The organism is Sphingomonas sp. (genome assembly GCF_042096255.1).
In the GTDB taxonomy this organism is placed as follows: Bacteria; Pseudomonadota; Alphaproteobacteria; order Sphingomonadales; family Sphingomonadaceae; genus Sphingomonas.
Genome location: NZ_JBELLZ010000053.1, coordinates 1 through 24092, shown reverse-complemented (window position 1 = coordinate 24092; position 24092 = coordinate 1). Strand labels below are relative to the sequence as shown.

Here is a 24092-nt window from a genome sequence, read left to right as displayed (position 1 = left end):
GCCCAGAAATGCGGCGGCGTCCACAGGAAGACGAGCGCGAACAGCAGCACCGGCAGCAGCGCCACCTCGCCGGTTGCCGCCGCCCAGCCGATCAGCGGCGGAAAGGCGCCCGCTGCACCGCCGATGACGATGTTCTGCGGGGTGCGGCGCTTGAGCCACACGGTGTAGATCAGCACGTAGAACAGGATGGAGATCGCCAGGATCGCCGCGGCGGCCAGATTGAGCGCGAAGCCCATCAGGATCACGGAGAAGGCGGACAGGCCGACGCCGAAATGCAGCGCCGATTCGCGCTCCATCCGCCCCGCGGGCAGCGGGCGCTTGGCGGTGCGGCGCATCGCGGCATCGAGGTCCGCCTCATACCATTGGTTGAGCGCGCCCGCCGCGCCCGCGCCCAGCGCGATGCACAGGATGGCGGTGAAGCCGAGCACCGGATGCACCTGGGTCGGCGCGGCCAGCATGCCGCACAGCCCGGTGAACACGACAAGCGTCATCACCCGGGGCTTGGTCAGCGCCAGGAAATCGCGCCAGTCGGCGGGCAGCAGCGGGGTGGCGGCGGTCATCGGAACCGCGCGGCTATAGGCGCGCGCGCACGGGAGGGGAAGGTTGCGCAGGCTCGTGACTTCCAACCCGCGGGCGAGCCGCTATGGCGGGGGACATGATATGGCTGAAACAGGCGCGGCAGAGGCTCGGACGGTGGATCGGGGGCGAGCCGTCGCCGCAGACGTCGACGCAGATCGAGCAGGAAAAGCTGCGCCAGGTGCTGGCGCTGCTCAACGACAAGTCTCAGCCCAACCTCAACGCGCTGACCGAGGTGACGCGTAATCTCGACGCGCTGGCGCTCAACGTAAAGACGCTGGGCTATCACCTGGCGCAGGACCTGGCGGCGGCGCTGCCGCTGCGCGAGAACACGCGCCCGCGCCGCGCGCCGCTCGGCTCCAAGCCCTCCACGCAACACGACATGGAGAGCGAGTGGGTGGCGCATTGGTGCAGCCAGCTCAAGGTGCCGGTGATGTATCACCGCAAGCTGTGGGAGCTCGCGTACATCCTCCAGGTGGCGCACAATGCCGGCCACTTGCGGCAAGGCGCGCGCGGGCTGGGCTTCGGCTGCGGCACCGAACCGCTGGCGAGCTACTTCGCCGCGCAGGGCGCGCGGGTGACGATCACCGATCTCGCGCCCGACGATGCGCGCAGCCAGGACTGGTCGGGCACCAACCAGCATGCCTCCACGCTGGACGACGCCTTCCACCCGCGGCTCGTCTCGCGCGAGGCGTTCGACGCGCTGGTGGACTTCCGCGCGGTCGACATGAACGCGATCCCCGACGACCTCGCCGGCTACGACTTCTGCTGGTCGACCTGCGCACTGGAGCATCTCGGCTCAATCGCCCACGGCCTCGCCTTTATCGAGAATTCGGTGAAGACGCTGCGCCCCGGTGGCACTGCGATCCACACCACGGAGTTCAACATCAACCCGGTCGGCCCGACCATCGACAACTGGCCCACCGTACTGTTCCAGCGCCAGCATTTCGAGCAGCTGGCCGAGCGGCTGGAGGCGGCTGGCCACCGGGTTGCCCCGCTCGATTTCGATCCCGGCAGCAAGCCGCTCGACAAGTTCATCGACATCCCGCCGTGGAACGACGGCACGATGGCCGCGCTCAGCGCGCGGCTCGGCCAGGCGGGGCACCTCAAGGTGGCGATCGACGGTTTCGTCACCACCTGCTTCGGCATCACGGTGACCAGGGCGGGGTAGGAGGGCGTTGCTCCCCTCCCTTGCAGGGAGGGGAGAAGCACGCCTGGTTACCGCGTTACGCCGCCTTGGGCATGCGGTGCATCGCGCACAGCTTGTTGCCGTCGGGATCGCGCAGATAGGCGAGGTAGAGATCGCCGAAGCCGGCCGAGCGGACGCCGGGCGGGTCCTCGATCGCACGGCCGCCCGCGGAAAGGCCCGCGGCATGCCACGCATTCGCCTGCTCGGGCCCGTCCATCGCGAAGCCGATGGTGCCGCCATTAGCGTGGGTCGCGGGCTCGCCGTCGATCGGCTTGGTCACCAGGAACAGGCCGCCGTTGTGCATGTAGATCAGGCGGCCCTTGTCGTCCTGGATGCCGGGCCTGCCGCCCATCGAGGCGAACAGGGCGTCGTAAAAGGTCTTCGAACGATCGAGGTCGTTCGAGCCGACCATCATGTGGCTGTACATGGTTCCTCTCCCCAGATCGCGCCTCCGGTCGAGCGCGCGGGGCAGGTTCTATGATCCGCTTCCGGCCTCGGCAACCGACAGACTCGTCAGGAAGCGCGGCGCGGTTTCGCCGGCGACGATGCGCACGTGAGGTTCCAGCAGCACCGGCTCGCCATCGAACAGCGCCAGCACCGGGCGATCGCCAACGACGCCGAGCCGATCGACGCTCTCGCCTGTCACCGCTCGCGCGCGCATCCAGTCGCCGGTCAGCCAGTCCCAGCCGAGTTCGCCGATGCTGCGCCAGTCGCGCGCGTCGATCGCCGCGACGCCGAGCCGGCCGTCCTGCGGCGCGACCAGCACCGCCTGGTAGCGCCGGTCGAGCCGCGCCACGCCGGTCAGCCGAATGCCGCGCGAAAAGGTGCGCCGCCAGGCATTGCGCGCCGCCGCCACCAGCCCGCGCCAGCGCCGCTTGCGCGCCGCCTCGCGCGCCCGCGCCCAATGCGCGGCGGGGCCGAGGATCAGGCCGACGAAGGCGCGGTGCGGCCCCGCCTCGATGAACGGCAGCGCGGTGCGGCGCGTGTCCTCATGCACCGTATGGATGATCGCGGCGGGATCGCGCGAACCGTGCAGCGCCTTGGCGAGCAAGTTCATCGTGCCGCCGGGCAGGATCAGCAGGTCACCCGGCCAGTCGGCAAGCGCGCAGAGGGCCGCGTTGATCGTGCCGTCGCCGGCGAACAGCACGACGGTGTCGATCCGCTCGCGGTCCAGCGCCGTGACACCGGGCAGATCCTCGCGCGGGAACTCCGTCCGGCCGCCGAGGGAGAGCCCGCGCTCCGCGAACACCGCCTCGATCGCGGCGCACTTGGCCGCGTTGCTGGACCCCGAGGCGGGGTTGGTGATGAACCAGAGGCGGTGCAGCGGGTCAGCGCCCGCCGGTCACGTCGGCGCCGCTGGCCGGCGCGGGATAGTCCTCGGGCTTCACCTTGCCCTGGTTCTTTACCGCCTGCTCGTCGCCCGCATCGCGGACGCTGCCGTCGTCCTTCAGGTCGCCGCCGGGCTTGTTGGGCTGTTCCTCGGCCATGATCGCGTCTCCTTCACCCGCGCTCAACGCCCCGGCGCGCCGGCGGTTCAGCGGCGGACGCGCCAGGCCTGCGGCTTGCCGGTCGGCTTGGCCTTGCCGTCGAGCCGCACCATGCGGCGCACCACCACCGGGTTGCGCAGCAAGGTCCCGCGCATCGCGCCGGTCGTGGGCGCGGCGAGGATGCGGCGGACCAGCGCCTGGCCCGCGACGACGCGGCCGAACGCGGCGTAGCCCGGATTGGTCGGCGACCAGTCCATCCACGCCGCGGGCCCTACCGTGATGAAGAAGTTGCCGTTCGCCGTCCCCGGCTCGCCGCGCCGCGCCATCGAGATGGTCATGTCGAGGTGGCGGATGCCCGTCTTCTTCGTCGATTCGTGCGGCAGCGGATCGAGGATGCGCATCGCTTCGGTGCGGATGCCGGACTGGACGAAGCCGTGTTGCGGCGCCTTCCGATTGCGCGCCGAGCGGTAGAAGGTGACGCCGTTGAACCGGCCGTCATCAACATATTTCAGAAAGTTGGCGGTGGTCAGCGGCGCGCGTTTCGCGTTGAGCGCCAGCACGATCGGCCCCGCCGCGGTCTCCAGCCGGACGCGCACCCAGCCCGGCGTCGCACGGTCGGCGCGTTGCGCAACAGCGGGGGTGGAAATCAGGGCGGCGAGGAGCAGGAGGAGGCGCAGCAACATCGCGCCGATGTCTAGCCGGTGGCGATGCGGACGGACAAGGGCGGGCCGTCCCCAAACATCCCCGATGTCACACGAATGTAAAATGCATTGATCACCGTTCCTCAGTTCAGTCCCGATCCGTTTCGGACAGAAAAGATCGGTGGACTCGCGATTGCCGACGAGTCATCCTTGAGGCCGTCGAGTGATTCGGGACTTACCGGGGGGTGAGCATGTCCTTTTCTATCGCTGACGGGCGTTTTCACTTTGATGACGATGCCGTCGATTTCATTCCATCCAGGTTCCTCGGCGGCGCTTTCGCGAAGACGCCGAAGATCGCCGTGATTCATTTCACCTATGGCGCCAGCGCACGGTCCTCCGCCGAATGGTTCCGCAACCCGGACAATCCGGGCTCGTCGGCGCATGTGGTGATCGACCGCGATGGCCGCGTCATCCAGTGCGTGCCACTGGACCGGGTCGCTTGGCATGCCGGCAAGTCCAGCTGGCGGGGGCTGAGCGGGCTCAACCAGCATTCCTTCGGGATCGAGCTGGCGAACTGGGGCCACCTCAAGCGCGCCGGCGCGGGCTGGAGCTGCCACACCGGGCTGCCGATCGCGGATCCGTACATGGCGGTCCATCGCAACGGCAATCCTGACGGTTCGAGAACGCCGATAGGCTGGGAACCCTATCCCACGGCACAGTTCGACTCCGCGGTCGCGCTGGTCCGCGCGCTGGTGTCCACCTTCGGCGTCAACGAGATCGTCGGGCATGACGACATTTCACCCACCCGCAAGTGGGATCCGGGCCCCGCCTTCGACATGGCTCGGTTCCGCGCGCTGGTGTTCGGCGGCCGCGGCGAGGACGGCGAGTTGCGCCTGATGGTCGATGTCGCCGAGCTCAACCTGCGCGACACGCCGAGCACTGAAAAGCCTGCGCGCGAAGTGCTGCCGCAGGGCACGCTGCTGGAGCCGATCTCGATCCAGGGTGCGTGGATCGAGGTGAGCGTACTCGATGCCGCCGGTGCACCGCGCGCGACCGGCTGGGTCCACGGCCGCTACGTCGTCGAGGTCTGATCCGCAGGCGGCGCAGCGTCCAGCCGCCGCGCCGCTTCCGCCAGCAGCACGGGCACACCCTCGCGGACGGGATAGGCGAGCCCCGCCGCATCGCTGATCAGTTCGTCGCCCAGCTGGCGCAGCGGCGTGCGGGTGACCGGACAGACCAGCCGCTCCAGCAGCCAGGGATCGAACGCCGGCGCGCCCTGACGCCCGCTCATTGCAGCGTCACCTGCTCCTCGCCATCGTGGCGGCCGAAGAAGCGCATCAGCTGGATGATCAATTCGGCGCGATCCTCGATCCCGTCAGCCTCGAGCAGCGCCTGCTTGGCGGCGGCATCGAACGGCGCGATCTGGGCGATGCCATTGACCAGTGCCTGGTCGTCCAGCCGCGCCACCGCCTCCCAGTCGACCGCATAGCCCTGGCGATCGGCAAAGGCGCGCCCTTCCATCTCCAGCGACGCGCGCCGGCCCAGCGACAGTGTCTCCTCCTCCGCCACCGGCAGCAATTCGGCCTCCACCTGGCGGAACGGCGTGGTCACGTCGAGCTCGCGCACCAGTCGAAACAGCGCCACACCCTCCAGGATGAGGTTTGACCGTCCGTCGTCGAGCATCTCGATCTCCGCGATCCGCCCGACGCAGCCCAGGTCAAACAACTCCGGCTTCTCCGCGCCGCCGATCGAGACGGTTCCGCGCGGCTGGATCATGCCGATCCGCCGGTCGCGCGCCATCGCGTCGGATACCATCGCGCGGTAGCGTGGCTCGAAGATGTGCAGCGGCAGGTGCATTCCCGGAAACAGCAAGGCGCCCGGCAGCGGGAAGATCGAGAGCCGCCTCATCCGAACAAGGCGGCGGACAGCCGCCGCCGTTGGCTGGACACCCAAGGGTCCTCCAGCCCCACCACCTCGAACAGCTTCAGCAGCTGCTGGCGCGCCGCGCCCTCGTTCCAGTCGCGGTCGGCAGTGACGATCGCCAGGAAACCGTCCGCCGCCGCCTGGCGGTCGCCCGCGGCCATGCGTGCGTTGGCGAGGTCGAAGCGGGCCTGGAGGTCGTCCGGATTTGCGGCCACCGCGGCTTCCAGCGGAGCGAGATCGTCCACCGCCGGGGCGGAGCGAGCGAGCGTCAGCGCCGCACGTGCGCGCTCGATCTCGGGCAGCTTGGCCAGATCGTCGGGCAGTGCCGCCAGCGCGGCGTCGGCCTCGTCCAGCTCGCCGAGCGCCACCAGCGCGCGCGCGCGGCCGGAGAGCACGGCGGGATGGTCCGGTGCCATCTCGGCGATCTGGTCGAAGATGGAGAGCGCGCGCGCGGCATCGCCCCCGCCCAGCACCTCCTCGCCCATCGCCACCAACGGCTCGATCTCCGCTTCGGCCTGCGCGTCGGCGCTGTCGATCGGCAGCTGACGCAGGATCTGGTCCAGCATCGCCTTGAGCTGCGATTCGGTGCGCGCGCTGGTCAGGTCGGCAACCAGCTGCCCCTGAAACATCGCATAGACCGTCGGGATCGAACGGATCTGGAATTGCGCGGCGATGAACTGGTTCTTGTCGGTATCGATCTTGGCGAGGATCACGCCCTTGTCGGCATAGTCCGCCGCCACCTTCTCCAGCACGGGGCTCAGCGCCTTGCACGGCCCGCACCATTCCGCCCAGAAATCGACGATGACGAGCTTGGTCATCGATGGCTCGACGACCTCGGTGCGGAACGCCTGCACCGCTTCGCGTTCCGCCGCGCTCATTCCCAAAGTGGCCAAGGGCTGCTCCTTGCAAAAAGTCAGCCCATTATGGGGCCGCGGGGGGCGGCACGCCAACCCCCCGCGCCGTTCGGGTCAGAAAGCCGCGCTGACCGAGAACAGCACCTGGCCACCGGCAATCGAACCGCCGTCCTTGGTCGACGAGAAGTTCGGCCGCAGGTACGTCTCCTCGACCTTGGCGATATCGGTATCGACATAGGCGACACCCACTGTCACCGGCGTGCCGGCGATCGCGTAATCGAGCCCGACCAGCCAATCGAGATACTCGCCGGTCGGCGCCACGCTGGTGCCGTTGGGGCCGAGGCCCTTGTTGCCGTTCGAATAGCCCAGATGCGCCTTGGCGGTGAGGCCGGTGCCCGGCACCGCGGTGGAGGCGTCGGCCCAGAGGTACAGATTGTCCTCCTTGTCGCCGGCATCGTCATAGGGCCCGCCCGCCAGCACGTCCTGCGCGTTGGCGCCGGTGAAGGACCAGCGACCCAGCGCCTCCTGCGCGGGCGCATAGGCGACGCCGCCGAGCAGGCTGACCGGCCCGAAGGTGCCGCTGACCTTGACGTACGGCTCGGCGAAGTCGGTCTTCGAGGCGCCGCCCGGATACATGTACCAGGTGAGGCCGACATCAACCGAGACGCCCGAGGCGACCTCGGTCTTGAAGCCGCCGACCAGATCGAGCTCGGTATTCGAGCCGCCGAACGTGCCCCAGCCGGCCAGGTTGGACGCCCAGGTGGCGACATAGAGGCCGCTCTCGTGGGTGACGGTGAGGCCGCCCTGGATCGCGATCTCCTCGTCGGTCTGCGAGACGCCGCGGAAGCGATAATCGGACACCAGCGCGACACTGCCGGAGACGGTCACCGGCTTGGGCGGCGCCTCATCCTGCGCGAGAGCGGGGGTGGAAAGGATGGCGAGCGCGACGGCGGCGCCGGTGGCGAAACGTTTCATAAGGAACTCCTCAGGATTCGAGAGTTCCCGCCTGCATCCCGATCCCTTGCCGCTCTCGTGGATAACGGGCGGCGAAGTCGGTCAGGACGCGATCAGGCTATCGCGCCTAATGCGCTGCAACATTGCCAGACCGTAAACAAATGTTTCTGTCTGCAACCGTTGCGAAACGGCAACGGCCCCGGGCCTGAACAGCCTTATGAACGCGGCAGCACGATCTCTGCGCGGAGGCCACCCTGGGCCCGATTGCCCAGCGCCAGCTGGCCGCCCTCCGCCTCGACGGCCTGGGCGACGATGGCGAGGCCCAGCCCGAATCCCTTGGTGTCGCGATGCCGCGCGGTATCGAGCCGCACGAAAGGCTCGACCACCGAGGCGAGCTTCTCCGGCGGGATGCCCGGCCCGTCATCCTCGACGCGCAGGTGAATCGCGCTGCCGGTCTCGGCCAGCGTGACGATCACGTGCGTGCCATAATGCAGCGCATTGTCGATCAGATTGCCAAGCGCTCGCTTGATCCCGATCGGGCGGACCACCGCCTCGCAATGGTCAGGGCCCTCGTAGCGGATATCATGGCCGTGGTCGGTGGCGTCGTCGACCAATGTCGCGCATAGTACCGCAAGGTCGATCCGCTTCGCCGGCTCCGGGTCGCCGTCGCCGCCCAGGAAGGCGAGCACCGAGGCGACCATTGCGTCCATCTCCTCCAGGTCCTGCGCGATGGCAGTGCGCAGGTCGTCGTCGTCGATCCGGTCGCTGCGCAGCCGCAGCCGGGCCAGAGGGGTGCGCAGGTCGTGCCCCACCGCGGCGAGCGCATCGGTGCGGTCGACGATCAGCCGCTGGATGCGCGCCTGCATGCGATTGAACGCGCCGACCAGGCGGCGCACCTCCGCCGGCCCCTCCTCCTCCACCTGCACCGCCGCGCCCGGCGTGCCGAGCTGGTCGGCCGCGTCGGCGAGGCGGCGCAGCGGCAGCATCGTCCGCCGCAGCATCATGCCACCGATCAGCATCAGCGCGATCGCCGGGATCAGCGCGAGCAGAATGCGCTGTGAGGCGCCGTTGCGCTGCGCCACCGGCTCCAGCGTACGGAACTCCAGCCAGCTGCCGTCGGAGAGCCGGAGCCCGCCGGTCACCACCGAACTGTGGCCGGGCAGCACCAGCCGCAGCCTGAGCTCGGTGGTGGCCAGGCTCGGCTCCCAGGCGATGATCTGATCGCGCGTCGCCTCCGCATGCGGATCGGTCGGCGGAAATGCGGGGCGGGGGGCCCATTGTACCGAATAGCGGTCGGTGGTCAGCTGCGAGGCCATCGCCGGGCGTGCGGGCGGCATGCGCCGTTCGAGCAGGCGGCGGCTGATCACCAGGTGCTCGGCCAACCGCCGCGCCTCGTCATCGACGATCGAGAATTGGGTCGCGCGCTCGTACAGCACCGTGCTGATCCCGAACTCGATCAGCACCGTCAGCAGCAGGATGGCGACGACCCGCCCGAGCAGCCCGCCCGCGGGGGCGGACAGCCGGGTCAACGGCGTTCCACCGGCACGTTGAGCATGTAGCCGACACCGCGCACGGTGACGATCGGCGCGTTATGGCCCGCGCTGGAGAGCTTGCGGCGCAGGCGGCTGATCAGCACGTCGATGCTGCGATCCGAACTGTCGCCTAGCCTGGTGCGCGAAAGCTCGATCAGCCGCTCGCGCGCGATCACGCGCTGGGCATGGTCGCACAAGGCGACCAGCAGGTCGAACTCGGCGCCGGTCAGGTCCACCGAAGCGCCGGTGGGAGAGGTGAGTTCGCGCCGCGGCAGGCTCACCGTCCAGCCGTCGAAGGCAAGCGTGCCCTGCTCGCGGTCGCCGCCGACGCGGTCGAGCGGCGGGCGACGCAGCACCGCGCGCACGCGGGCGATCAGCTCGCGCGTGCCGAACGGCTTGGCGATATAGTCGTCCGCTCCCAGCTCCAGCCCGACCACCCGGTCGGTCTCGCTGTTGCGCGCCGAAACGAAGATGATCGGCACGTCGCTTTTCTGGCGGAGGGCGCGGCACAGGTCGATGCCGCTGGTGCCGGGCAGCATGATGTCCAGCAGCACCAGATCGACGGGGCCGCTGTCGAAGGCCAGCCACATCTCGGGGGCGGCGGAGGCGGGGCGGACGAGGAATCCGTTTTCCTGGAGCGCCCGCGCCGTCAACATGCGCAGCGCGGGATCGTCCTCGACGAGCAATATGGTGGGGGCGACCATGGCCGACGGGGTAGGGGCCGAAACGGGACCGGTCAACGATGCCGGCGGTTTCGGCAATGCTTCGTAGAAAAGGCGCTTGCGGCCCTCCAGACCCGCTGCTAATGGCCCCGCCTCACCCGCCCGGTCCCACCGGGCACAGGCGCCAGAGCGGGCGTAGCTCAGGGGTAGAGCACAACCTTGCCAAGGTTGGGGTCGAGGGTTCGAATCCCTTCGCCCGCTCCAGCGTGTCGCAGCGGTGATGCTGCCCGCCTTCAGATCAGCACCAAGCCGAACGGCGGAACCACGCGTCGCGCGGCCCCGCCGTTTCGTCGTTATGGACCGGAGGGACGCACCGCGCCCCTCCGGTCGGGTCAGACGCGGATCAGAGGACGAAGTCCGCCGCCTGCACCGTGGTCGCCGCGGAGAGGATCACCGTGAAGTCGGCGCGCAGGTCGCCGTCGGTGTCGCCCATCACCAGCATCCGCCCGCCGTCGAGCTCGGCCCGCAGCTCGCCCGCGGTGCCGCTGAACACGCCCGTGCCGATGAAGGCGAACGCGTCCTCGGTGCCCGCGGTGGCTGCGACGGCGTCGATCGCGGAGAGGTCGATCCGATCCTCGCCGCTGACGAAATCGACGATCGTGTCGGCGCGGGCCGCGGTGCGCGCGGTGTGGCGCTCGCCGAACACGAACAGGTCGGCGCCCGCGCCGCCGGTCAGCGTGTCGATGCCGACGCCGCCCGTCAGCACATCGTCCCCGGCCCCGCCGGAGAGCAGGTCCTTGCCCGACGCGCCCAGGATCGTGTCGGCATCAGCCGATCCGAGGATCGTGTCGTCGCCGGCGCGGCCCTCGATCGCGGCGATGCCGGTCAGGGTCAGCGCGGACAGGTCCAGCGTGTCATCGCCCCTGGTGCCGAAGATCCGCACGTCGGCGAAGCCGTTGGCGCTGATCGCTTCCACGCCGGCGAGCACCGGGGTGATGAAGCGGGTGCCGCTGGCGCCCGCGATCACCGTGTCGGTGCCCTCGCCGCCGTTGAACTGCGTCCGCACCGCGCCCGAGGCGCGCAGCAGGTCGTCGCCCGCGCCGCCGATCAGCACGTCCAGCCCGCGACCGCCATCGAGCAGGTCGTTGCCTTCGCCGCCGTCGATCACATTGGCGTGGTTGTCGCCCGACAGCACGTCGTCGAACGCCGAGCCGGTGAGGTTCTCAACGTTGAGGAACGCGTCGCCCGCCGCCTCGCCCGAGGTGCCGCCGAGCAGCAGGCTGGCGGTGACGCCCGCGGCCGCATCGACATAGGTGGCGGTGTCGAGGCCGCCGCGACCGTCGAGCACGTCGGCGCCCGCGCCGCCGTTGAGCACGTCGTCCCCATCGCCCCCGATCAGCATGTCCTCGCCGGCCAGCGCCTTGATCACCTCGCCGCGGTCGCTGCCGACCAGACGATCCGAGAAGTCGCTGCCGAGCAGCAGATACTCGCCTTCCAGCACCGTGTCGCCGCGGACCGCCTGGTTCTGGATGCGCGTATCGAACTGCTGCGCCGTGTCCGCCTCGTTATAGGCGTCCTCGCGGGTGCCGTGCTCCGACCCCATGTAGGTGGCGAAGGCCGCGATCTCGCCCAGCGCATTGGCGGGCACGTTGGCGGCGGCGGTGAAGTCCAGCGCCTCGTCGATCGGCGCGGAGACGGTGCCGTCGTTCAGCAGGTAGCGGAAGTTCTCGCCGTTGGGCTTGATGACATAGCCGTCACCGCCCTGCGCGGTGAAGTTCAGGATCGCGACGGTGATAACCGAGGGCCCGCGGGTGTTGGCGACGCCGTCCTCGGCGATCACTGCGGTGATCTGGCCATGCTCGTTGATCAGCACGACATCCTGCACGCGCTGGCCGGCGGCGAGCGTCGGGTCATAGGAGAAGCGCACGCCGCCGATCTGGATGAAGCCGCCGTTGTTGGGCGCCAGTGCGTTGGGCGAGTTCAGGATGTTGAGCAGACCCTGGGCATTGGTGTCGAACACCATCAGCTTGTTGTCGAAGCGCAGCGCATTCTCGGCATCGAGCTGGCTGACCTCGCCGTTTACCTCGGGCGCCACCTTGGTGACGGTGCCGTCCGGGTTGTTGACGATGGTGCCGATCTGCGCGCGGATGCCGCCGCCGTTCTTGATCGAGACGACCGCATGGTCTTCGGTGAGGCCGAGCGCCTGGCGCGCGGCGTCGCCGTTGGCGTCGGCGGAGAGGTTGCCCAGGTTGGTCTCCTGGTTGCGGACCTGGATGCGCTCGCCTTCCAGATACACGTTGGAGTAACCGAAGATGTTGCCGTCCTTCGCGTCGATCACCGCCTGCACCGCATCGGTCAGGCCCTGCACCGCGTCACCGCGGGTGCCGTCGCCCAGCGCGACCTCCTCGACCTCCTCGACCTCGATGCCCCAGGCGTCCGCGACATTCTCGGCGGTGGAGGCATAGGCGCCCGACACGCCCGAGTTGCCCGGGATGTTGTCGGCGATGACGTTGCCGTCGGCGTCGAAGTCGATCAGCAGGCGGCCGAGATAGGTGTATTCGCTGCCGGTGTTGACGATCACCGTGGTGTTGCCGTCGGCACCCTCGGTGACGAGCGGATAGGTGTCCTCGAACCCGCCGGTCGAGCCCGGGAAGTCGACCGCGACGTCATTGTCATCGCCAAGCAGCGTGTGGCTGCCGCCGGCGACGATCACGTCCACGCCCTCCAGCAGGGTCGCCAGTTCCTTCTCCAGCGCGAGCTGCTGGAGGTGCGAGACCAGCACGATCTTGTTGACGCCCTGCGCGATCAGGTCGTTGATCACCGGTTGGAGCTGCGCGGCGAGCAGCACCATGTCATTGACCTCGCCATTGGCGCCCGGGCCGGTGGGGAAGCCCTTGACCTCGGTGCCCGAGGGCGAGCTGATCTGCTCCAGCACCTGGGTGGTGGCGCCCACGAAGCCGATCATCTCGCCGCCCTCGTTGATCACCGCGGAGGGTGCGATACGGCCATTGAGCGAGGCGGCGGTCTCCAGCCCGCCGACGCCGACGGTCTCGGTGTAGCGGCCGGCCAGCGCGCTATCGCCCGAGAAGTCGAGGTTGGCGGAGAGATACGGGAACAGCGCACCGACATAGCCGCTGCCCGCGGTGATCGCCGAGGCGAGCACGTTCGAGCCGAGGTCGAACTCGTGGTTGCCGATCACCGACAGCTCGATGCCGATCGCGTTCATGATCGAGATGTCGATGCGGCCCGGGTTGCTGTTGCCGGGTACCAGCGTGGAGAGCGACGGATCGGTGCCGCCGGCCAGGAACGGGCCGGGCAGGAACAGGTCGCCGCTGGCGAGGGTGATCGAGTTGGCATAATCGCCCTCGAAGGCATCGACCAGCGCGGCGAGATATTTGGCGGTGTCGGAGGCGAGCAGGCCGGCTTCCGCATCGGAGAAGTGCAGCAGCTGCAGCGTGTAGGCGGGCGTTTCCGGCGCGGCGACGATGATCTCGGCGGCGGCGACGTCCTCCACGATCACGACGGGTGCGGCGGCGGCGAAGCGATCGAACGCGATGAACAGGTCATTGGCCGTCCAGCCCGCATTCCACACCGGCTCGGCATCCGCCGTCCGGAACTTGCTGATGATCCCCATGTCTTACCTCCTGAGCGAGAGCCGGCAGCATCGGCGTGGCGCCGGGCGCCGCGGGACTCGCTGCCAGGATCGAAGTCGATCGGTTCGGCACCTAGGGATCGTTGTGCGTAAGAGAGATGATATATCGGTGAAGGTTAAATGACGTTAACGTTAGGTTTTGTTGCTCGCGGCATCGGCTCGACCTGGCGGGCGGCACGGGGCACAAGGCGGGCATGACCATCCGAATCGGCATCGGCGGCTGGACCTACGAGCCCTGGCGCGGCAGCTTCTATCCGCCCAAATGGCCGATCAAGCGCGAGCTGGAATATGCCGCGTCGAAGCTGACCGCGATCGAGGTCAACGGCACCTATTACAGCAGCTTCAAGCCCGAGACCTTTGCCGGCTGGGCGAAGGCGGCGCCCGAGGGCTTCAAGTTCGCGCTCAAGGCGTCGCGCTTCTGCACGACGCGCAAGGTGCTGGCGGACGCAGGCGAGTCGGTGGCGCGCTTCTGCGGGCAGGGGATCGTGGAGCTGGGCGACCGGCTGGGGCCGATCCTGTGGCAGTTCATGGCGACGCGGAAGTTCGATACGGATGATTTCGGCGCGTTCCTGACGCTGCTGCCGCGCGAGCAGGACGGCGTGCCGCTGCGCCATGCGGTGCAGGTGCGGCACGAGAGCTTCGCGGTGCCCGCGTTCGTCGCCCTGTGCCGTGAGGCGGGGGTGGCGATCGTCTATGCGCAGTCGGACGACTATCCGGCGATCGCCGACGTCACGGGCGCCTTCGTCTATGCGCGGCTGGAGGCGGCGCGCGAGGAGGAGCAGGCGGGCTATCCGGCGGCGGAGCTGGACCGCTGGGCGGAGGCGGCGCGGCTGTGGTCCGGTGGAGGCATGCCGGAGGGGCTGCCGGTGGTGGGGGACGCGGCGCCAGAGGTGCGGGATCGCGACACCTATGTCTTCTTCATTGCCGGCGCCAAGGTCAGGAACCCGCAGGCGGCGATGGCGCTAATCGAGCGGGTTTCGCGCTAGCGACCGGCGCCCGCTGAGACTTCGGAAGTTGACACTAACTTTACACCGTCAGCGATCGCGGCGGAGGGTGCCGGCAGGGTCACGGATGTCGGCCAGAGATCGGAGCCCATGCCTTAGGTAAGACGCGCGCGCGTGCTCCGCTTGCCGGATCAAGCGAAGGTCGGGTGTCTGGACGATAGAAAGAGCCGAATACGGGGCAATAGCATTCGTGGGGTGTGTAGGAAAGCGAAGGCGACCTGCGGGTAAGAAAGGCGGACGGGCGGTGTCGTCGGCTTGCGGACCTCGGAATGCACGGTTACGCGGAAGTGGTGGGAGACGAGCCAGTAGCAGCTTTCAACGGGGCCAACGGTTCATTGCGAGTTGGGGTCGACCGCTACCAGTTTCCGGACATCGTCGATGATGACTGGGACTCGAACTGGCTTGTAGTGTACGGCGAAGCTGATCTCGACGGGAGGGCATGGTCGTTTCGAGACCCGTGCCTCACCACGTTCGAGGTCGAACGTCTTGCTGACTGGCTCGATCATGTCGTTGCCCGCCAAGCAGCGCAATCGATTTGTGGCTTTACCGAACCAAATCTTGAGTTCGAACGCATCTCGGACGAGGCGATAAGGGTTTCCTTTCGGCTGGAGGCACTGCCGCCGTGGGTAAAGCCCGGCAGCGATCTCGGCGACATCGGCTTCGAGGTGCCGATCAACAACGCGCTTTCGACTACCGCGACCTGCCTCCGAAGCATATTTTCGCGGTTTCCGATCCGAGCACGGAACGGCAGCTGACCCCAAGTTCCGGCCATTCCGTCACCCCGGCCTCGTGCCGGGGAGGCGTGTTTCTCTCTCCACATCAGGCAGAAGGCAGCGGGACCCCGGATAAAGTAGGGGGTGACGTGGCGTGTGGTTCACCGGAGTGGATTACATCCAAGCGCCGCCCCTCAGGGCTGCGGCGTCGCGCCCTCCACCACAGGCGGCACCACCGGTGCCGGCGGCGTGGTAACCGGCGGCGGCGGTGGCGGGCTGGCCTGGCCGAGGATCGCCGCCGCCTCGATCACGTCGAGCGCGCGGTGGGCGTCCACCCAGCGTTGCGCGGCGATCAGCCAGCCGGCGGCGTGCGTGGCGCCGGGAAGGCGGCGGACCTCCGTCATCGCCGCCTCGACCCGCCCGTCGTCGAGCAGGCGGCGGGCGCGGGTGATGCGGTCGGCGGGGAGGGGCGAGGGGCGGCCGGCGTCGTGGATCACCACCAAGGTGGAAAGCTCGCGCCACAGGCTGGCCAAGGTGTCGCGATTGCCGCCGCTGGTCAGGTCGCCGGCGCTCGCGTCGAACGACTGGCGCAAAGATTCGAGCGTCACCGGCGTGCGGGCCGCGGCGATCAGCACCGACACCGCGCGAGGGCGGGCGGCGCCGAAGCGTTCGCGCAGCTGCGGTTCGAGATAGCCGAGGCCGATGCCGCGATCGACCGCGCGGCGGGCCGCAAAGGCGACCAGCGCCGCCTCCGCCCGCGCCGCCTGGCCCGCGGCGCTGCCGGCATCGAGCGACACCGCGGCGGTGCGCGCCTCCAGCGCGGCGAGCTGGCCGGCGAGCGCGGTCTCGCGCGTCGCCAGCAGCGCGGGGTCGGCGGGTGCCTGTGGCAGCGGCGGGGCGGCGGGCTGCGGCTGGGCGGGGGTGAAGTTCAGTGCGGGGGCCGGCGTGGTCTCGGCGGGCGCGGGGCGCAGGATCCAGCCGCCCGAGCTGCGTACCGCATAGATCATCAGCGCCACGCCTGCGCCGAGCATCAGGACGACGAGCAGCGCGACCAGGCCGAGGCCGGGACGACGGACGAGCTCGGGCCGGCGATCGCTCATTGGGCGCCTTATCCCCGCCGCGGGCGCGCCGGTCAATCGCGAGCGAGTCGCAGCGCCAGCGCCGCCATCGCCGCGTCGGTGGGCGCGTCCGCCGCCTCGGCCCGCGCCCAGCCCTCGCCCGCGCCGGCGAGCGCGGCGGGGCTGATCGCCACCAGCAGCGCGAGGGAGCGGTCGGGCGCGGGGACCAAGGCGGCGAATGCCTCGGCGGCGCGGCGCGAGTGGAGCAGCGCGATGGTGCGGTCGAGCGGCGGGAGCGCGGCGGGACGCGGCATGCTGGCGTAGACGGCGATTGCGGTTGCGTCCGTGGCGACATGGTCGCGGCCGGACAGGTGGAGCAATCGTCCGCCCCCGGCGGCGCGTGCCTGCGCCACCGCTGCGGCGGCGTCGCGCTCGCCGGTGAGCGCCACGGTCAGCCCGGCCTCTTCCGCCGCCCGCGCGGTTTCGGCGCCCACCGCCACCACCGGCAGCGCCGCCAGCGTGCGCAGGCCGGCACCGGCGTGGCGCACCGCATTGGCGCTGGTCAGCAGCAGCGCATCGAAGCCGGCGGGATCGGGCACCGCCCAAGCGATCGGCACCACCTCAAACAGCGGCACCGCCACCGCATCGAGCCCGAGCGCCGTCAGCCGCGCCACGGTGCGCGCGTTGCCGGGCTCCGGGCGGAGCACCAGCACGCGCCGGCTCACGGGTTGAACAGCCGGCGGATCGCGTCGGGCGCGCGCGCCAGCAGGTCGGCGGCGAGCGCGGCGCCGACCGGCTCGTCCAGCGCCGCCTCCGCCTCGCTCGCCACCGTCTCCGAGCCGTCCTCGGCGAACAGGCAGGCACGCAGCGACAGGGTCTCGCCGGCGAGGCTGGCGAGCGCGGCGACGGGCGAATGGCAGTCGGCGCCGAGATGCGCGAGCAGGCCGCGCTCCGCCATCACGCAGGCGAAGGTCGCCGCGTCGCCGATCGCCGCCACCGCCGCCTGCGCGACCGTGTCGTCGGCGCGCACCTCGACGCCGACCGCGCCCTGCGAGGGGGCGGGCAGCATCGTCGCGGTGGGAATGGCGAAGCCGGCGTCGCGGCCCAGCCGGTCGAGCCCGGCGGCGGCGAGCAGGGTGGCGTCCACCTCCCCCGCGGCGAGCCGGGCGAGGCGGGTGTCGACGTTGCCGCGCAGGGGGACGATGCGGAGGTCCGGACGCAGCGACAGCAGCTGCGCGCGGCGCCGCGGGCTGCTGGTGCCGACCGTCGCGCCCTCGGGCAGCGCGTCGAGCGCATCGGCACCGATCAGCCGGTCACGCACGTCGGCGCGGGGCAGCATCGCGGCGATCACGATCGGGGCGGGGCGGATCGTCTCGACGTCCTTCATCGAATGGACGCAGCCATCGACCTCGTTCGCGAGCAGTGCGCGGTCGAGCTCCTTGGTCCACAAGGCCTTGCCGCCGATCTCGGCGAGCGGGCGATCCTGCACCCGGTCCCCGGTGGTGCGGATCGGCACCAAGGCGATCGCGTCGGAGTGCCAGCCGTGCGCAGCGGCGAGCGCGGCGCGCACCAGCTCCGCCTGGACGAGCGCGAGCGGGGAGCCGCGGGTACCGAGCCTGAACTTGACCATCGCTGCCCGCCTATCGCGCGGGCACGCCCTTCGACAAGCCGGCGGCGAGCGGATACAGGCGGACGCATGCTGATCCTTGGCCTCGAATCCTCCTGCGACGAGACCGCGGCGGCGCTGGTCACCGGCGACCGGCGGGTGCTGGCGCACAAGCTGGCCGGGCAAGAGGCGGCGCACCGGCCCTATGGCGGGGTGGTGCCCGAGATCGCGGCGCGCGCGCATGTCGAGGCGCTGGAGCCTCTGGTCGGGGCGGCGCTGGCGGAGGCGAACGTTTCGCTCGCCGATGTCGACGCGATCGCCGCCACCGCGGGGCCGGGGCTGATCGGCGGGGTGATGGTGGGCCTGGTCACCGGCAAGGCGCTGGCGCATGCGGCGGGAAAGCCTTTGGTGGCGGTCAACCATCTCGAAGGCCATGCGCTGAGCCCCCGGCTGTCGGACCCGGACCTCGCCTTCCCCTATCTGCTGCTGCTCGTCTCTGGCGGGCATTGCCAGCTGCTGCTGGTAGAGGGGGTCGCGCGCTATCGCCGGCTCGCCACCACGATCGACGATGCCGCGGGAGAGGCGTTCGACAAGACCGCCAAGCTGCTCGGCCTCGGCTTTCCGGGCGGCCCCGCGGTGGAGCGGGCGGCGGCGCTCGGCGATCCGCTGGCGGTGCCGCTGCCCCGCCCGCTGAAGGGCTCGCGCGAGCCGCATTTCTCCTTTGCCGGATTGAAGGCGGCGGTGGCGCGGGTGGTGGGGCAATATCCGCCCGAGGACATCGCCGCCTCGTTCCAGGCGGCGGTGGTGGACTGCCTGCTCGATCGCACGCGAAGGGCGCTGGACGGCGCCATGGAGGCGACTGCCCTCGTCGTGGCGGGCGGAGTGGCGGCCAACAGCGCGGTGCGCGGGGCATTGTCAGCGCTAGCGGCGGAGCATGGCTTGCGCTTCGTCGCGCCGCCGCTCTGGCTGTGCACCGACAATGCGGCGATGATCGCCTGGGCGGGGGCGGAGCGGTTCGCCGCCGGGCTGACCGACCCGCTCGACGTGCCGGCGCGTGCGCGCTGGCCGCTCGATCCCGCCGCCGAGGCGGTGCGCGGCGCAGGGGTGAAGGCATGAGGATCGGCGTTCTGGGCGCGGGGGCGTGGGGCACCGCGCTCGCGCAGGTCGCCAGCCGTGGCGGCGACGTGACTTTGTGGGCGCGCGAGCCGGAGGTGGCGGAAACGATCAACCGCGACCGGGTCAATGCCGGCTTCCTCCCCGGGGTGCCGCTGTCGCCGGCGATCCGCGCGGTCACCGACCTGAGCGAGCTCGCCGACCATGACGCGCTGCTGGTGGTTGCGCCGGCGCAGCATGTCCGCGCGGTGCTCGCCGAGGCGCCGGTCGGGGCGACGCCGCTGGTGCTCTGCGCCAAGGGGATCGAGGCGGGGAAGCGCGCCTTGGTCGGCGAGGTGGCGGCGGCGGTGTGCCCGCGGGCGCCGATCGCGGTGCTCTCCGGCCCTACCTTCGCGCATGAGGTGGCGGCGGGGCTGCCCACCGCGGTGACGCTCGCCTGCGCCGATGCGGACCTGCGGGCGCGGCTGGCGGAGCGGCTCGCGGGACCGGCGTTTCGGCCTTACGCCTCGGACGACGTGGTCGGCGCGGAGATCGGCGGCGCGGTCAAGAATGTGCTGGCGATCGCGTGCGGCGTGGTCGAGGGCGCGGGCCTTGGGCAGAATGCGCGCGCGGCGCTGATCGCGCGCGGCTTCGCCGAGATGACCCGCTTCGGGCTGGCGCGCGGGGCGCGGGCGGAGACGCTGGCGGGTCTGTCGGGGCTGGGCGACCTGGTGCTGACCTGCTCCTCGACCAGTTCGCGCAACTTCTCGCTCGGCGTCGGGCTGGGGCGCGGCGAGCGCGCGGCGGATCTGCTCGCCGACCGCCGCACCGTCGCCGAGGGCGCGTTCACCGCGCCGGTGCTGGTGGAGGCGGCGCACGAGGCGGGGGTCGACATGCCGGTGACCGCGGCGGTGCACCGGCTGCTGGAGGGCGCGCCGGCGGCGGAGGTGATCGAGGCTTTGCTCGCGCGGCCGCTGAAGGCGGAGGGGGAATAGATGGCAAAGCGTCTCTCCAGGGGCGGGCTGACCGCGATCGGCATTGGCGTGCTTGCCGCAATGGGCGCGTTCGGCTGGGTGGTCGGCAGCAACGTCCAGGGCCCGACGCCAGCGCCGAGCCCCAGCGTCTCTGTAGCGCCGGTGCCCACGCCCAGCGCTCCGCCGGTCGACGCGCTCGCCGCGGCGCAGGCGGCGGCGTTTCCGGAGGGGCTCACCGGCCAGACCGACGGCGGCGCGCGCATCGACTATCGGCCGGGCATTCTGGTGGAGGCGCCGTTCGGCCCGGTGCTGGTCAACGAAGGGCGCGTCCGCGACGCCGCGCATGTCGATGCCGGCACCGTCGCGGTCCACTATCTGCGCCGCGACGGCAGCGGCTTTGCGGTGGCGCGCGCTTTCCCCGAGGCGGTGGTGAGCGGCAGCAACGGCGCAATGGCGGAGATGGCGGTCTCCGACAAATTCTCCGACCTGCCGGTGATCTACGTCCAGGGCGGCGGCACCTGGCAGGGCTATACCTGCAGCTGGACCACGCTGACCGAGCTGCGCCCCGACGGTCCCGCCGAGCTGGTGCGGTTCATGGACGGCTACAGCAACGAGGGCGCGGTCGAGGATGGCGCGGAGAGCAGCGCGGGCAAGATCGCCGACATCGTCCCCGGCCGCGCCTTCACCGTCCGCTTCACCGGCACCCGCGCCTTCACCGCCAACTATGTGCGGCGCGGCGGCAAATATGTGCTGGAGAGCGGCGAAGAACTGACCGGCTGCTGATGCGCTGGGCGGTGCTGCTGCGCGGGCTCAACATCGGCGGCAAAAGGCTGCCGATGCCCGAGCTCAAGGCCTTCCTGGAGGCAGAGGGCGGGGGCGAGGTGCGGACGCTGCTCGCCTCGGGCAATGCGGTGGCGACCTTCGACGACACGGACGCCGCGGCGCTGGAGGCGCGGCTGGAAGCGGCGGCGGCCGAGCGGCTGGCGCTGCGCACCGACTGGCTGGTGCGCAGCCATGCCGACCTCAACGACGTGATCGCCGCCAATCCCTTCCCCGATGCCGCGGCCGCGCGGCCCTCGTGGCTGCTGGTCCACTTCCACCGCGATCCCGCGCCATTGCCGCCGGAGCATGACGGACCCGAGCGGATGGTGGCGATCGGGCGCGAATTGTTCGTCGACTTCGTCGGTGGGGTGGGGGTCTCGACGCTCGACCGGACGATGCGCAAGGCCCGCTGGCCGATGTGTACCGCGCGCAACTGGAACACGGTGGTGAAGCTCGCCGAGCTGACGGCGTAGAGTCTTTACGCGGAGGCGCGAAGAGAAGAGTTCAGAGGAGGCGCAGAGGCGCGGAGAGCATGTCTTCGATCCACGATGCTTATGCCTCTTGACGATGATTGAGGGAGCGCTGGCGCGCTCGATGCAGCAAAGCGTCGCAGGCTTACAACTTCTCCGCGCCTCCGCGCCTCCTCTGAACCAATCCTTCGTCACCCCACCACCCGATAGGGCACCACCCTCCGCTCTGACGGGTCCACCGCGATGGCGCGGTCGCTGGGCGGGAAGGCGCGCTGGTCGCAATCGTCGCGCGGGCACAGGCGGCAGGAAATGCCGATCGGCGTCGGCGCTGCCGCGCGATCGACCGCATCGGCATAGACGAAATCGGCGGCATGCGTCGCCTCGCAGCCCAGCACCACCGCATAGCGCCGCGCCAGCCGGTCGAACCGGCCGGGGGACTTCACCAGCCCCTTGGCCATCGAGACGTAGCGCACGCCATCGGGCGTTTCGGCATGCTGCACGAGGATCCGGTCCGGGATCGCGACCGCCTCATGGACATGCCACAGCGGGCAGGCGCCGCCGAACCGCGCGAAGCGCAGCCGCGTCGCCGAATGCCGCTTGGTGATGTTGCCCGCCATGTCGACCCGGCAGAAATAGAAGGGCACCCCAGCCGCGCCCGGGCGCTGGAGCGTCGATAGGCGATGGCACGCCTGTTCGAAGCTGACGCCGAAGCGGCGGGCCAGCCGGTCGACATCGTGCCGCATCGCGCGTGCGGCCTGGCGGAACGCCTCATAGGGCATCACCAGCGCCCCGGCGGCGTAGTTGGCGAGGCCCACCGCGAGCAGCCGCTTCGCTTCCGCACCCGGCAGATCCGCCGCCGCGACGATGTTCTCGATCTCGGCGGCAAAGGCGGTGGCGGCGAGGCGATGCGCGACGAGGAAGCGGCGACTTTCCGGCGGGAGCGCGGCGTTGAGGGTCAGCGTGCGGCCGTCGAAGCGGGCGAGGGGGGCGGATTCGTTCGGGTCCTCCGCCACGATCACGCCCATTCCGTCGAGCAGCTCCAAAATGTGCTCCCGCGCAGGCGGGAGCCCAGACCGGGTCCCCGCCTTCGCGGGGACACAATGGAGGTCTTCCGCCGCGCGATCCAAGCCGTCGACGTAATTGTCCGCCTCGTGGAACCAGTCGCGCACCGCTTCCCACGGCAATTGCGCGCCCGCGCCCGCCGCCAGCGATTCCTCCGCCAGCGCCAGCCGTTCCTCCGCCGCGCGGCGGGCGGCGTGGAGCGCGATCACCCGGTCGGCGAGGTCGGGGCGTTCCTCCGCCAGCCGCGCCGCCTCCTGCGGGTCGAGCGGGGGCAGCGCGGGATCCGCGAGCGCCTCGCCCAGCGCCGCCAGCCGCCGCGCCGGGCCGGCGCCCTCGATCGCGGCGAGGGCGGCCGGATAGTGGCGCGCGAGCGTCGCCGATACCGCCTGGGTCAGCGGCCGGGTGCCCGTCTCCAGCTGCGACAGGTAGCTGACCGACAGGCCCAGCCGCGTCGCCATCGCGCGCTGGTCCAGCCCCGCCGCCCGGCGAAGTTCGCGCAACTGGGCGCCGGCATAGAGGCGTGCCTTCATCCGCGCATCGCTACTTTGCAGAAGGCTCATTCGCAACTTCGCAAGTTCACATTTGCGCAAGGCCTCTGACCGGCGCACAAGGCGCGCGACCTCAGGAGACCGGGATGTCGTCAACGATCGCCGAACTGGACCGCCGCCGCGAAGCCGCGAAGCTGGGTGGCGGGCAGAAGCGCATCGACGCGCAGCATGCCAAGGGCAAGCTGACCGCGCGCGAGCGGCTCGACGTGCTGCTCGACGAAAACAGCTTCGAGGAGCTCGACATGTTCGTCGAGCATAATGCGATCGACTTCGGCATGGCGGATCAAGTGTTCCCCGGCGATGGCGTGGTCACCGGATCGGGCACGATCAACGGCCGCCTCGTCTTCGTGTTCAGCCAGGACTTCACCGTCTTCGGCGGCTCGCTGTCGGAGCGCCACGCGCAGAAGATCTGCAAGATCATGGACATGGCGCTGAAGGTCGGTGCGCCGGTGATCGGCCTCAACGATTCGGGTGGCGCGCGCATCCAGGAGGGCGTCGCGTCGCTGGGCGGCTATGCCGAGGTGTTTCAGCGCAACGTGTTGGCATCGGGCGTGGTGCCGCAGCTTTCCCTCATCATGGGGCCATGCGCGGGCGGCGCGGTCTATTCGCCGGCGATGACCGACTTCATCTTCATGGTGAAGGATAGTAGCTACATGTTCGTCACCGGCCCCGACGTGGTCAAGACGGTGACCAACGAGGTGGTGACGCAGGAGGCGCTGGGCGGCGCCGTCACCCACACCACCAAGACCAGCGTCGCCGACAATGCGTTCGAGGACGATATCGAGGCCCTGCTCGCCGCACGCGACTTCATCGACTTCCTGCCCGAATCGAATCGGTCGCCGGTGCCCGAGCGGCCCACGGATGACCCCTGGGACCGGATCGAGGAAAGCCTGGACACGCTGATCCCGCCGTCCGCCAACCAGCCGTACGACATGCACGAGCTGATCCGGAAGGTGGTGGACGAGGGCGATTTCTTCGAGACCCAGCCCGCGCATGCCGCCAACATCATCACCGGCTTCGGCCGGATCGAGGGCCGCACCGTGGGCTTCATCGCCAACCAGCCGATGGTGCTGGCCGGCGTGCTCGACATCGCCTCCTCAAAGAAGGCGGCGCGCTTCGTGCGCTTCTGCGATGCGTTCGACATCCCGATCGTGACGTTCGTCGACGTGCCGGGCTTCCTGCCGGGAACGGCGCAGGAGCATAACGGCATCATCAAGCACGGCGCGAAGCTGCTGTTCGCCTATGCCGAGGCGACCGTGCCCAAGATCACCGT

At 70.1% G+C, this 24092-nt stretch carries 25 protein-coding genes and 1 tRNA gene; 10 read left to right on the top strand and 16 right to left on the bottom strand.

Annotated elements, in window-relative coordinates; genetic code table 11:
* A partial coding sequence (cyoE, locus tag ACFDTH_RS11045; RefSeq protein ID WP_375287576.1) for a heme o synthase occupies positions 1–560 on the bottom strand: 560 nt, incomplete at its 3' end.
* A 95-nt stretch (positions 561–655) separates the two neighbouring features.
* Between cyoE and ACFDTH_RS11040 the strand changes: the two genes are divergently transcribed.
* The gene (locus ACFDTH_RS11040; RefSeq protein WP_375287575.1) at positions 656–1747 is read left to right on the top strand and encodes a class I SAM-dependent methyltransferase; all 1092 of its coding nucleotides are present in this window, start codon (positions 656–658) and stop codon (positions 1745–1747) included.
* Positions 1748–1802: 55 nt separating this feature from the next.
* On the opposite strand, the gene ACFDTH_RS11035 is transcribed toward ACFDTH_RS11040, so the two are convergent.
* From ACFDTH_RS11035 to ACFDTH_RS11020, 4 genes are read right to left on the bottom strand one after another with little or no spacing between them, the layout of a single operon-like run.
* On the bottom strand, positions 1803–2192 hold the full coding sequence (locus ACFDTH_RS11035; RefSeq protein ID WP_375287574.1) for a VOC family protein: 390 nt from the start codon (positions 2190–2192) through the stop codon (positions 1803–1805).
* A 48-nt stretch (positions 2193–2240) separates the two neighbouring features.
* Positions 2241–3071: a diacylglycerol/lipid kinase family protein gene (locus ACFDTH_RS11030; RefSeq protein WP_375287578.1), complete on the bottom strand. Its 831-nt coding sequence runs from the start codon at positions 3069–3071 to the stop codon at positions 2241–2243.
* Positions 3072–3093: 22 nt separating this feature from the next.
* Positions 3094–3252 carry a hypothetical protein gene (locus tag ACFDTH_RS11025; protein ID WP_375287573.1) on the bottom strand — a complete coding sequence of 53 codons (159 nt, stop codon included), beginning with the start codon at positions 3250–3252 and terminating at the stop codon, positions 3094–3096.
* A gap of 47 nt (positions 3253–3299) precedes the next feature.
* Positions 3300–3935 carry a peptidylprolyl isomerase gene (locus ACFDTH_RS11020; RefSeq protein WP_375287572.1) on the bottom strand — a complete coding sequence of 212 codons (636 nt, stop codon included), beginning with the start codon at positions 3933–3935 and terminating at the stop codon, positions 3300–3302.
* Between the two features lie 209 nt (positions 3936–4144).
* Here ACFDTH_RS11020 and ACFDTH_RS11015 point away from each other — a divergent pair, with 209 nt between their 5' ends.
* Positions 4145–4984, top strand: coding sequence for an N-acetylmuramoyl-L-alanine amidase (locus tag ACFDTH_RS11015; RefSeq protein WP_375287571.1), 840 nt, complete (start codon positions 4145–4147; stop codon positions 4982–4984).
* Here ACFDTH_RS11015 and ACFDTH_RS11010 read toward each other — a convergent pair.
* The 6 genes from ACFDTH_RS11010 to ACFDTH_RS10985 all read right to left on the bottom strand — a co-directional run bounded on the left by ACFDTH_RS11010 (position 4966) and on the right by ACFDTH_RS10985 (position 9860).
* Complete coding sequence (locus ACFDTH_RS11010; RefSeq protein ID WP_375287570.1) at positions 4966–5184, bottom strand: Trm112 family protein; 219 nt, start codon at positions 5182–5184, stop codon at positions 4966–4968. The two genes, ACFDTH_RS11015 and ACFDTH_RS11010, sit on opposite strands and share 19 nt — an antisense overlap.
* A complete protein-coding gene (locus ACFDTH_RS11005; RefSeq protein WP_375287569.1) occupies positions 5181–5801 on the bottom strand; it encodes an LON peptidase substrate-binding domain-containing protein in 621 nt (206 codons plus the stop codon). Before ACFDTH_RS11005 ends, ACFDTH_RS11010 begins: the two co-directional genes overlap by 4 nt.
* On the bottom strand, positions 5798–6694 hold the full coding sequence (locus ACFDTH_RS11000) for a tetratricopeptide repeat protein (protein ID WP_375287577.1): 897 nt from the start codon (positions 6692–6694) through the stop codon (positions 5798–5800). The genes ACFDTH_RS11005 and ACFDTH_RS11000 overlap by 4 nt, the downstream gene beginning before the upstream one ends.
* 90 nt (positions 6695–6784) lie before the next feature.
* Positions 6785–7645, bottom strand: a complete 861-nt coding sequence (locus tag ACFDTH_RS10995) for a TorF family putative porin (RefSeq protein ID WP_375287568.1) — start codon at positions 7643–7645, stop codon at positions 6785–6787.
* Positions 7646–7839: 194 nt separating this feature from the next.
* A complete protein-coding gene (locus ACFDTH_RS10990; protein ID WP_375287567.1) occupies positions 7840–9153 on the bottom strand; it encodes an ATP-binding protein in 1314 nt (437 codons plus the stop codon).
* Positions 9150–9860: a response regulator transcription factor gene (locus tag ACFDTH_RS10985; RefSeq protein WP_375287566.1), complete on the bottom strand. Its 711-nt coding sequence runs from the start codon at positions 9858–9860 to the stop codon at positions 9150–9152. The genes ACFDTH_RS10990 and ACFDTH_RS10985 overlap by 4 nt, the downstream gene beginning before the upstream one ends.
* Positions 9861–10007: 147 nt before the next feature.
* Here ACFDTH_RS10985 and ACFDTH_RS10980 point away from each other — a divergent pair.
* Positions 10008–10082 (top strand) — tRNA-Gly (locus tag ACFDTH_RS10980).
* Between the two features lie 139 nt (positions 10083–10221).
* On the opposite strand, the gene ACFDTH_RS10975 is transcribed toward ACFDTH_RS10980, so the two are convergent.
* Positions 10222–13452 (bottom strand): 5'-nucleotidase C-terminal domain-containing protein, encoded by a 3231-nt coding sequence (locus tag ACFDTH_RS10975; RefSeq protein ID WP_375287565.1) that lies wholly within the window; start codon positions 13450–13452, stop codon positions 10222–10224.
* 212 nt (positions 13453–13664) lie between these two features.
* Here ACFDTH_RS10975 and ACFDTH_RS10970 point away from each other — a divergent pair, with 212 nt between their 5' ends.
* Positions 13665–14456 carry a DUF72 domain-containing protein gene (locus tag ACFDTH_RS10970; RefSeq protein WP_375287564.1) on the top strand — a complete coding sequence of 264 codons (792 nt, stop codon included), beginning with the start codon at positions 13665–13667 and terminating at the stop codon, positions 14454–14456.
* 308 nt (positions 14457–14764) lie between these two features.
* On the top strand, positions 14765–15229 hold the full coding sequence (locus ACFDTH_RS10965) for a hypothetical protein (RefSeq protein ID WP_375287563.1): 465 nt from the start codon (positions 14765–14767) through the stop codon (positions 15227–15229).
* A gap of 152 nt (positions 15230–15381) precedes the next feature.
* Here ACFDTH_RS10965 and ACFDTH_RS10960 read toward each other — a convergent pair whose 3' ends face one another.
* From ACFDTH_RS10960 to hemC, 3 genes are read right to left on the bottom strand one after another with little or no spacing between them, the layout of a single operon-like run.
* Entirely contained in the window at positions 15382–16287 is a 906-nt protein-coding gene (locus ACFDTH_RS10960; RefSeq protein WP_375287562.1) for a hypothetical protein, read from the bottom strand.
* 32 nt (positions 16288–16319) lie between these two features.
* A complete protein-coding gene (locus tag ACFDTH_RS10955) occupies positions 16320–16970 on the bottom strand; it encodes a uroporphyrinogen-III synthase (RefSeq protein ID WP_375287561.1) in 651 nt (216 codons plus the stop codon).
* Positions 16967–17875 (bottom strand): hydroxymethylbilane synthase, encoded by a 909-nt coding sequence (gene hemC, locus ACFDTH_RS10950; protein ID WP_375287560.1) that lies wholly within the window; start codon positions 17873–17875, stop codon positions 16967–16969. Before hemC ends, ACFDTH_RS10955 begins: the two co-directional genes overlap by 4 nt.
* Before the next feature lie 66 nt (positions 17876–17941).
* Here hemC and tsaD point away from each other — a divergent pair, with 66 nt between their 5' ends.
* The 4 genes from tsaD to ACFDTH_RS10930 are packed head-to-tail and all read left to right on the top strand — an operon-like array spanning position 17942 to position 21212.
* Positions 17942–18967, top strand: coding sequence for a tRNA (adenosine(37)-N6)-threonylcarbamoyltransferase complex transferase subunit TsaD (gene tsaD, locus ACFDTH_RS10945; RefSeq protein ID WP_375287559.1), 1026 nt, complete (start codon positions 17942–17944; stop codon positions 18965–18967).
* The gene (locus ACFDTH_RS10940) at positions 18964–19938 is read left to right on the top strand and encodes an NAD(P)H-dependent glycerol-3-phosphate dehydrogenase (RefSeq protein ID WP_375287558.1); all 975 of its coding nucleotides are present in this window, start codon (positions 18964–18966) and stop codon (positions 19936–19938) included. The genes tsaD and ACFDTH_RS10940 overlap by 4 nt, the downstream gene beginning before the upstream one ends.
* Positions 19939–20700, top strand: a complete 762-nt coding sequence (locus ACFDTH_RS10935; protein ID WP_375287557.1) for a hypothetical protein — start codon at positions 19939–19941, stop codon at positions 20698–20700.
* On the top strand, positions 20700–21212 hold the full coding sequence (locus ACFDTH_RS10930) for a DUF1697 domain-containing protein (protein WP_375287556.1): 513 nt from the start codon (positions 20700–20702) through the stop codon (positions 21210–21212). Before ACFDTH_RS10935 ends, ACFDTH_RS10930 begins: the two co-directional genes overlap by 1 nt.
* Positions 21213–21400: 188 nt before the next feature.
* Here the strand turns inward: ACFDTH_RS10930 and ACFDTH_RS10925 are convergent, their stop codons facing one another.
* Entirely contained in the window at positions 21401–22801 is a 1401-nt protein-coding gene (locus ACFDTH_RS10925) for a short-chain fatty acyl-CoA regulator family protein (RefSeq protein ID WP_375287555.1), read from the bottom strand.
* Between the two features lie 104 nt (positions 22802–22905).
* Here ACFDTH_RS10925 and ACFDTH_RS10920 point away from each other — a divergent pair.
* Positions 22906–24092, top strand: a 1187-nt coding sequence (locus ACFDTH_RS10920; protein ID WP_375287554.1) for an acyl-CoA carboxylase subunit beta, incomplete at its 3' end; no start/stop codon positions are given.

Coding starts and splice junctions, on each gene's coding strand:
- ACFDTH_RS11010 (WP_375287570.1), bottom strand. CDS start 5,184: ATGAGCGGGCGTCAGGGCGCGCCGGCGTTCGATCCCTGGCTGCTGGAG.
- ACFDTH_RS11005 (WP_375287569.1), bottom strand. CDS start 5,801: ATGAGGCGGCTCTCGATCTTCCCGCTGCCGGGCGCCTTGCTGTTTCCG.
- ACFDTH_RS10970 (WP_375287564.1), top strand. CDS start 13,665: ATGACCATCCGAATCGGCATCGGCGGCTGGACCTACGAGCCCTGGCGC.
- ACFDTH_RS11020 (WP_375287572.1), bottom strand. CDS start 3,935: ATGTTGCTGCGCCTCCTCCTGCTCCTCGCCGCCCTGATTTCCACCCCC.
- ACFDTH_RS10930 (WP_375287556.1), top strand. CDS start 20,700: ATGCGCTGGGCGGTGCTGCTGCGCGGGCTCAACATCGGCGGCAAAAGG.
- hemC (WP_375287560.1), bottom strand. CDS start 17,875: ATGGTCAAGTTCAGGCTCGGTACCCGCGGCTCCCCGCTCGCGCTCGTC.
- ACFDTH_RS10995 (WP_375287568.1), bottom strand. CDS start 7,645: ATGAAACGTTTCGCCACCGGCGCCGCCGTCGCGCTCGCCATCCTTTCC.
- ACFDTH_RS10925 (WP_375287555.1), bottom strand. CDS start 22,801: ATGAAGGCACGCCTCTATGCCGGCGCCCAGTTGCGCGAACTTCGCCGG.
- ACFDTH_RS10975 (WP_375287565.1), bottom strand. CDS start 13,452: ATGGGGATCATCAGCAAGTTCCGGACGGCGGATGCCGAGCCGGTGTGG.
- tsaD (WP_375287559.1), top strand. CDS start 17,942: ATGCTGATCCTTGGCCTCGAATCCTCCTGCGACGAGACCGCGGCGGCG.
- ACFDTH_RS11040 (WP_375287575.1), top strand. CDS start 656: ATGATATGGCTGAAACAGGCGCGGCAGAGGCTCGGACGGTGGATCGGG.
- ACFDTH_RS10960 (WP_375287562.1), bottom strand. CDS start 16,287: ATGAGCGATCGCCGGCCCGAGCTCGTCCGTCGTCCCGGCCTCGGCCTG.
- ACFDTH_RS10940 (WP_375287558.1), top strand. CDS start 18,964: ATGAGGATCGGCGTTCTGGGCGCGGGGGCGTGGGGCACCGCGCTCGCG.
- ACFDTH_RS10935 (WP_375287557.1), top strand. CDS start 19,939: ATGGCAAAGCGTCTCTCCAGGGGCGGGCTGACCGCGATCGGCATTGGC.
- ACFDTH_RS11025 (WP_375287573.1), bottom strand. CDS start 3,252: ATGGCCGAGGAACAGCCCAACAAGCCCGGCGGCGACCTGAAGGACGAC.
- ACFDTH_RS11015 (WP_375287571.1), top strand. CDS start 4,145: ATGTCCTTTTCTATCGCTGACGGGCGTTTTCACTTTGATGACGATGCC.
- ACFDTH_RS10985 (WP_375287566.1), bottom strand. CDS start 9,860: ATGGTCGCCCCCACCATATTGCTCGTCGAGGACGATCCCGCGCTGCGC.
- ACFDTH_RS11000 (WP_375287577.1), bottom strand. CDS start 6,694: ATGAGCGCGGCGGAACGCGAAGCGGTGCAGGCGTTCCGCACCGAGGTC.
- ACFDTH_RS11035 (WP_375287574.1), bottom strand. CDS start 2,192: ATGTACAGCCACATGATGGTCGGCTCGAACGACCTCGATCGTTCGAAG.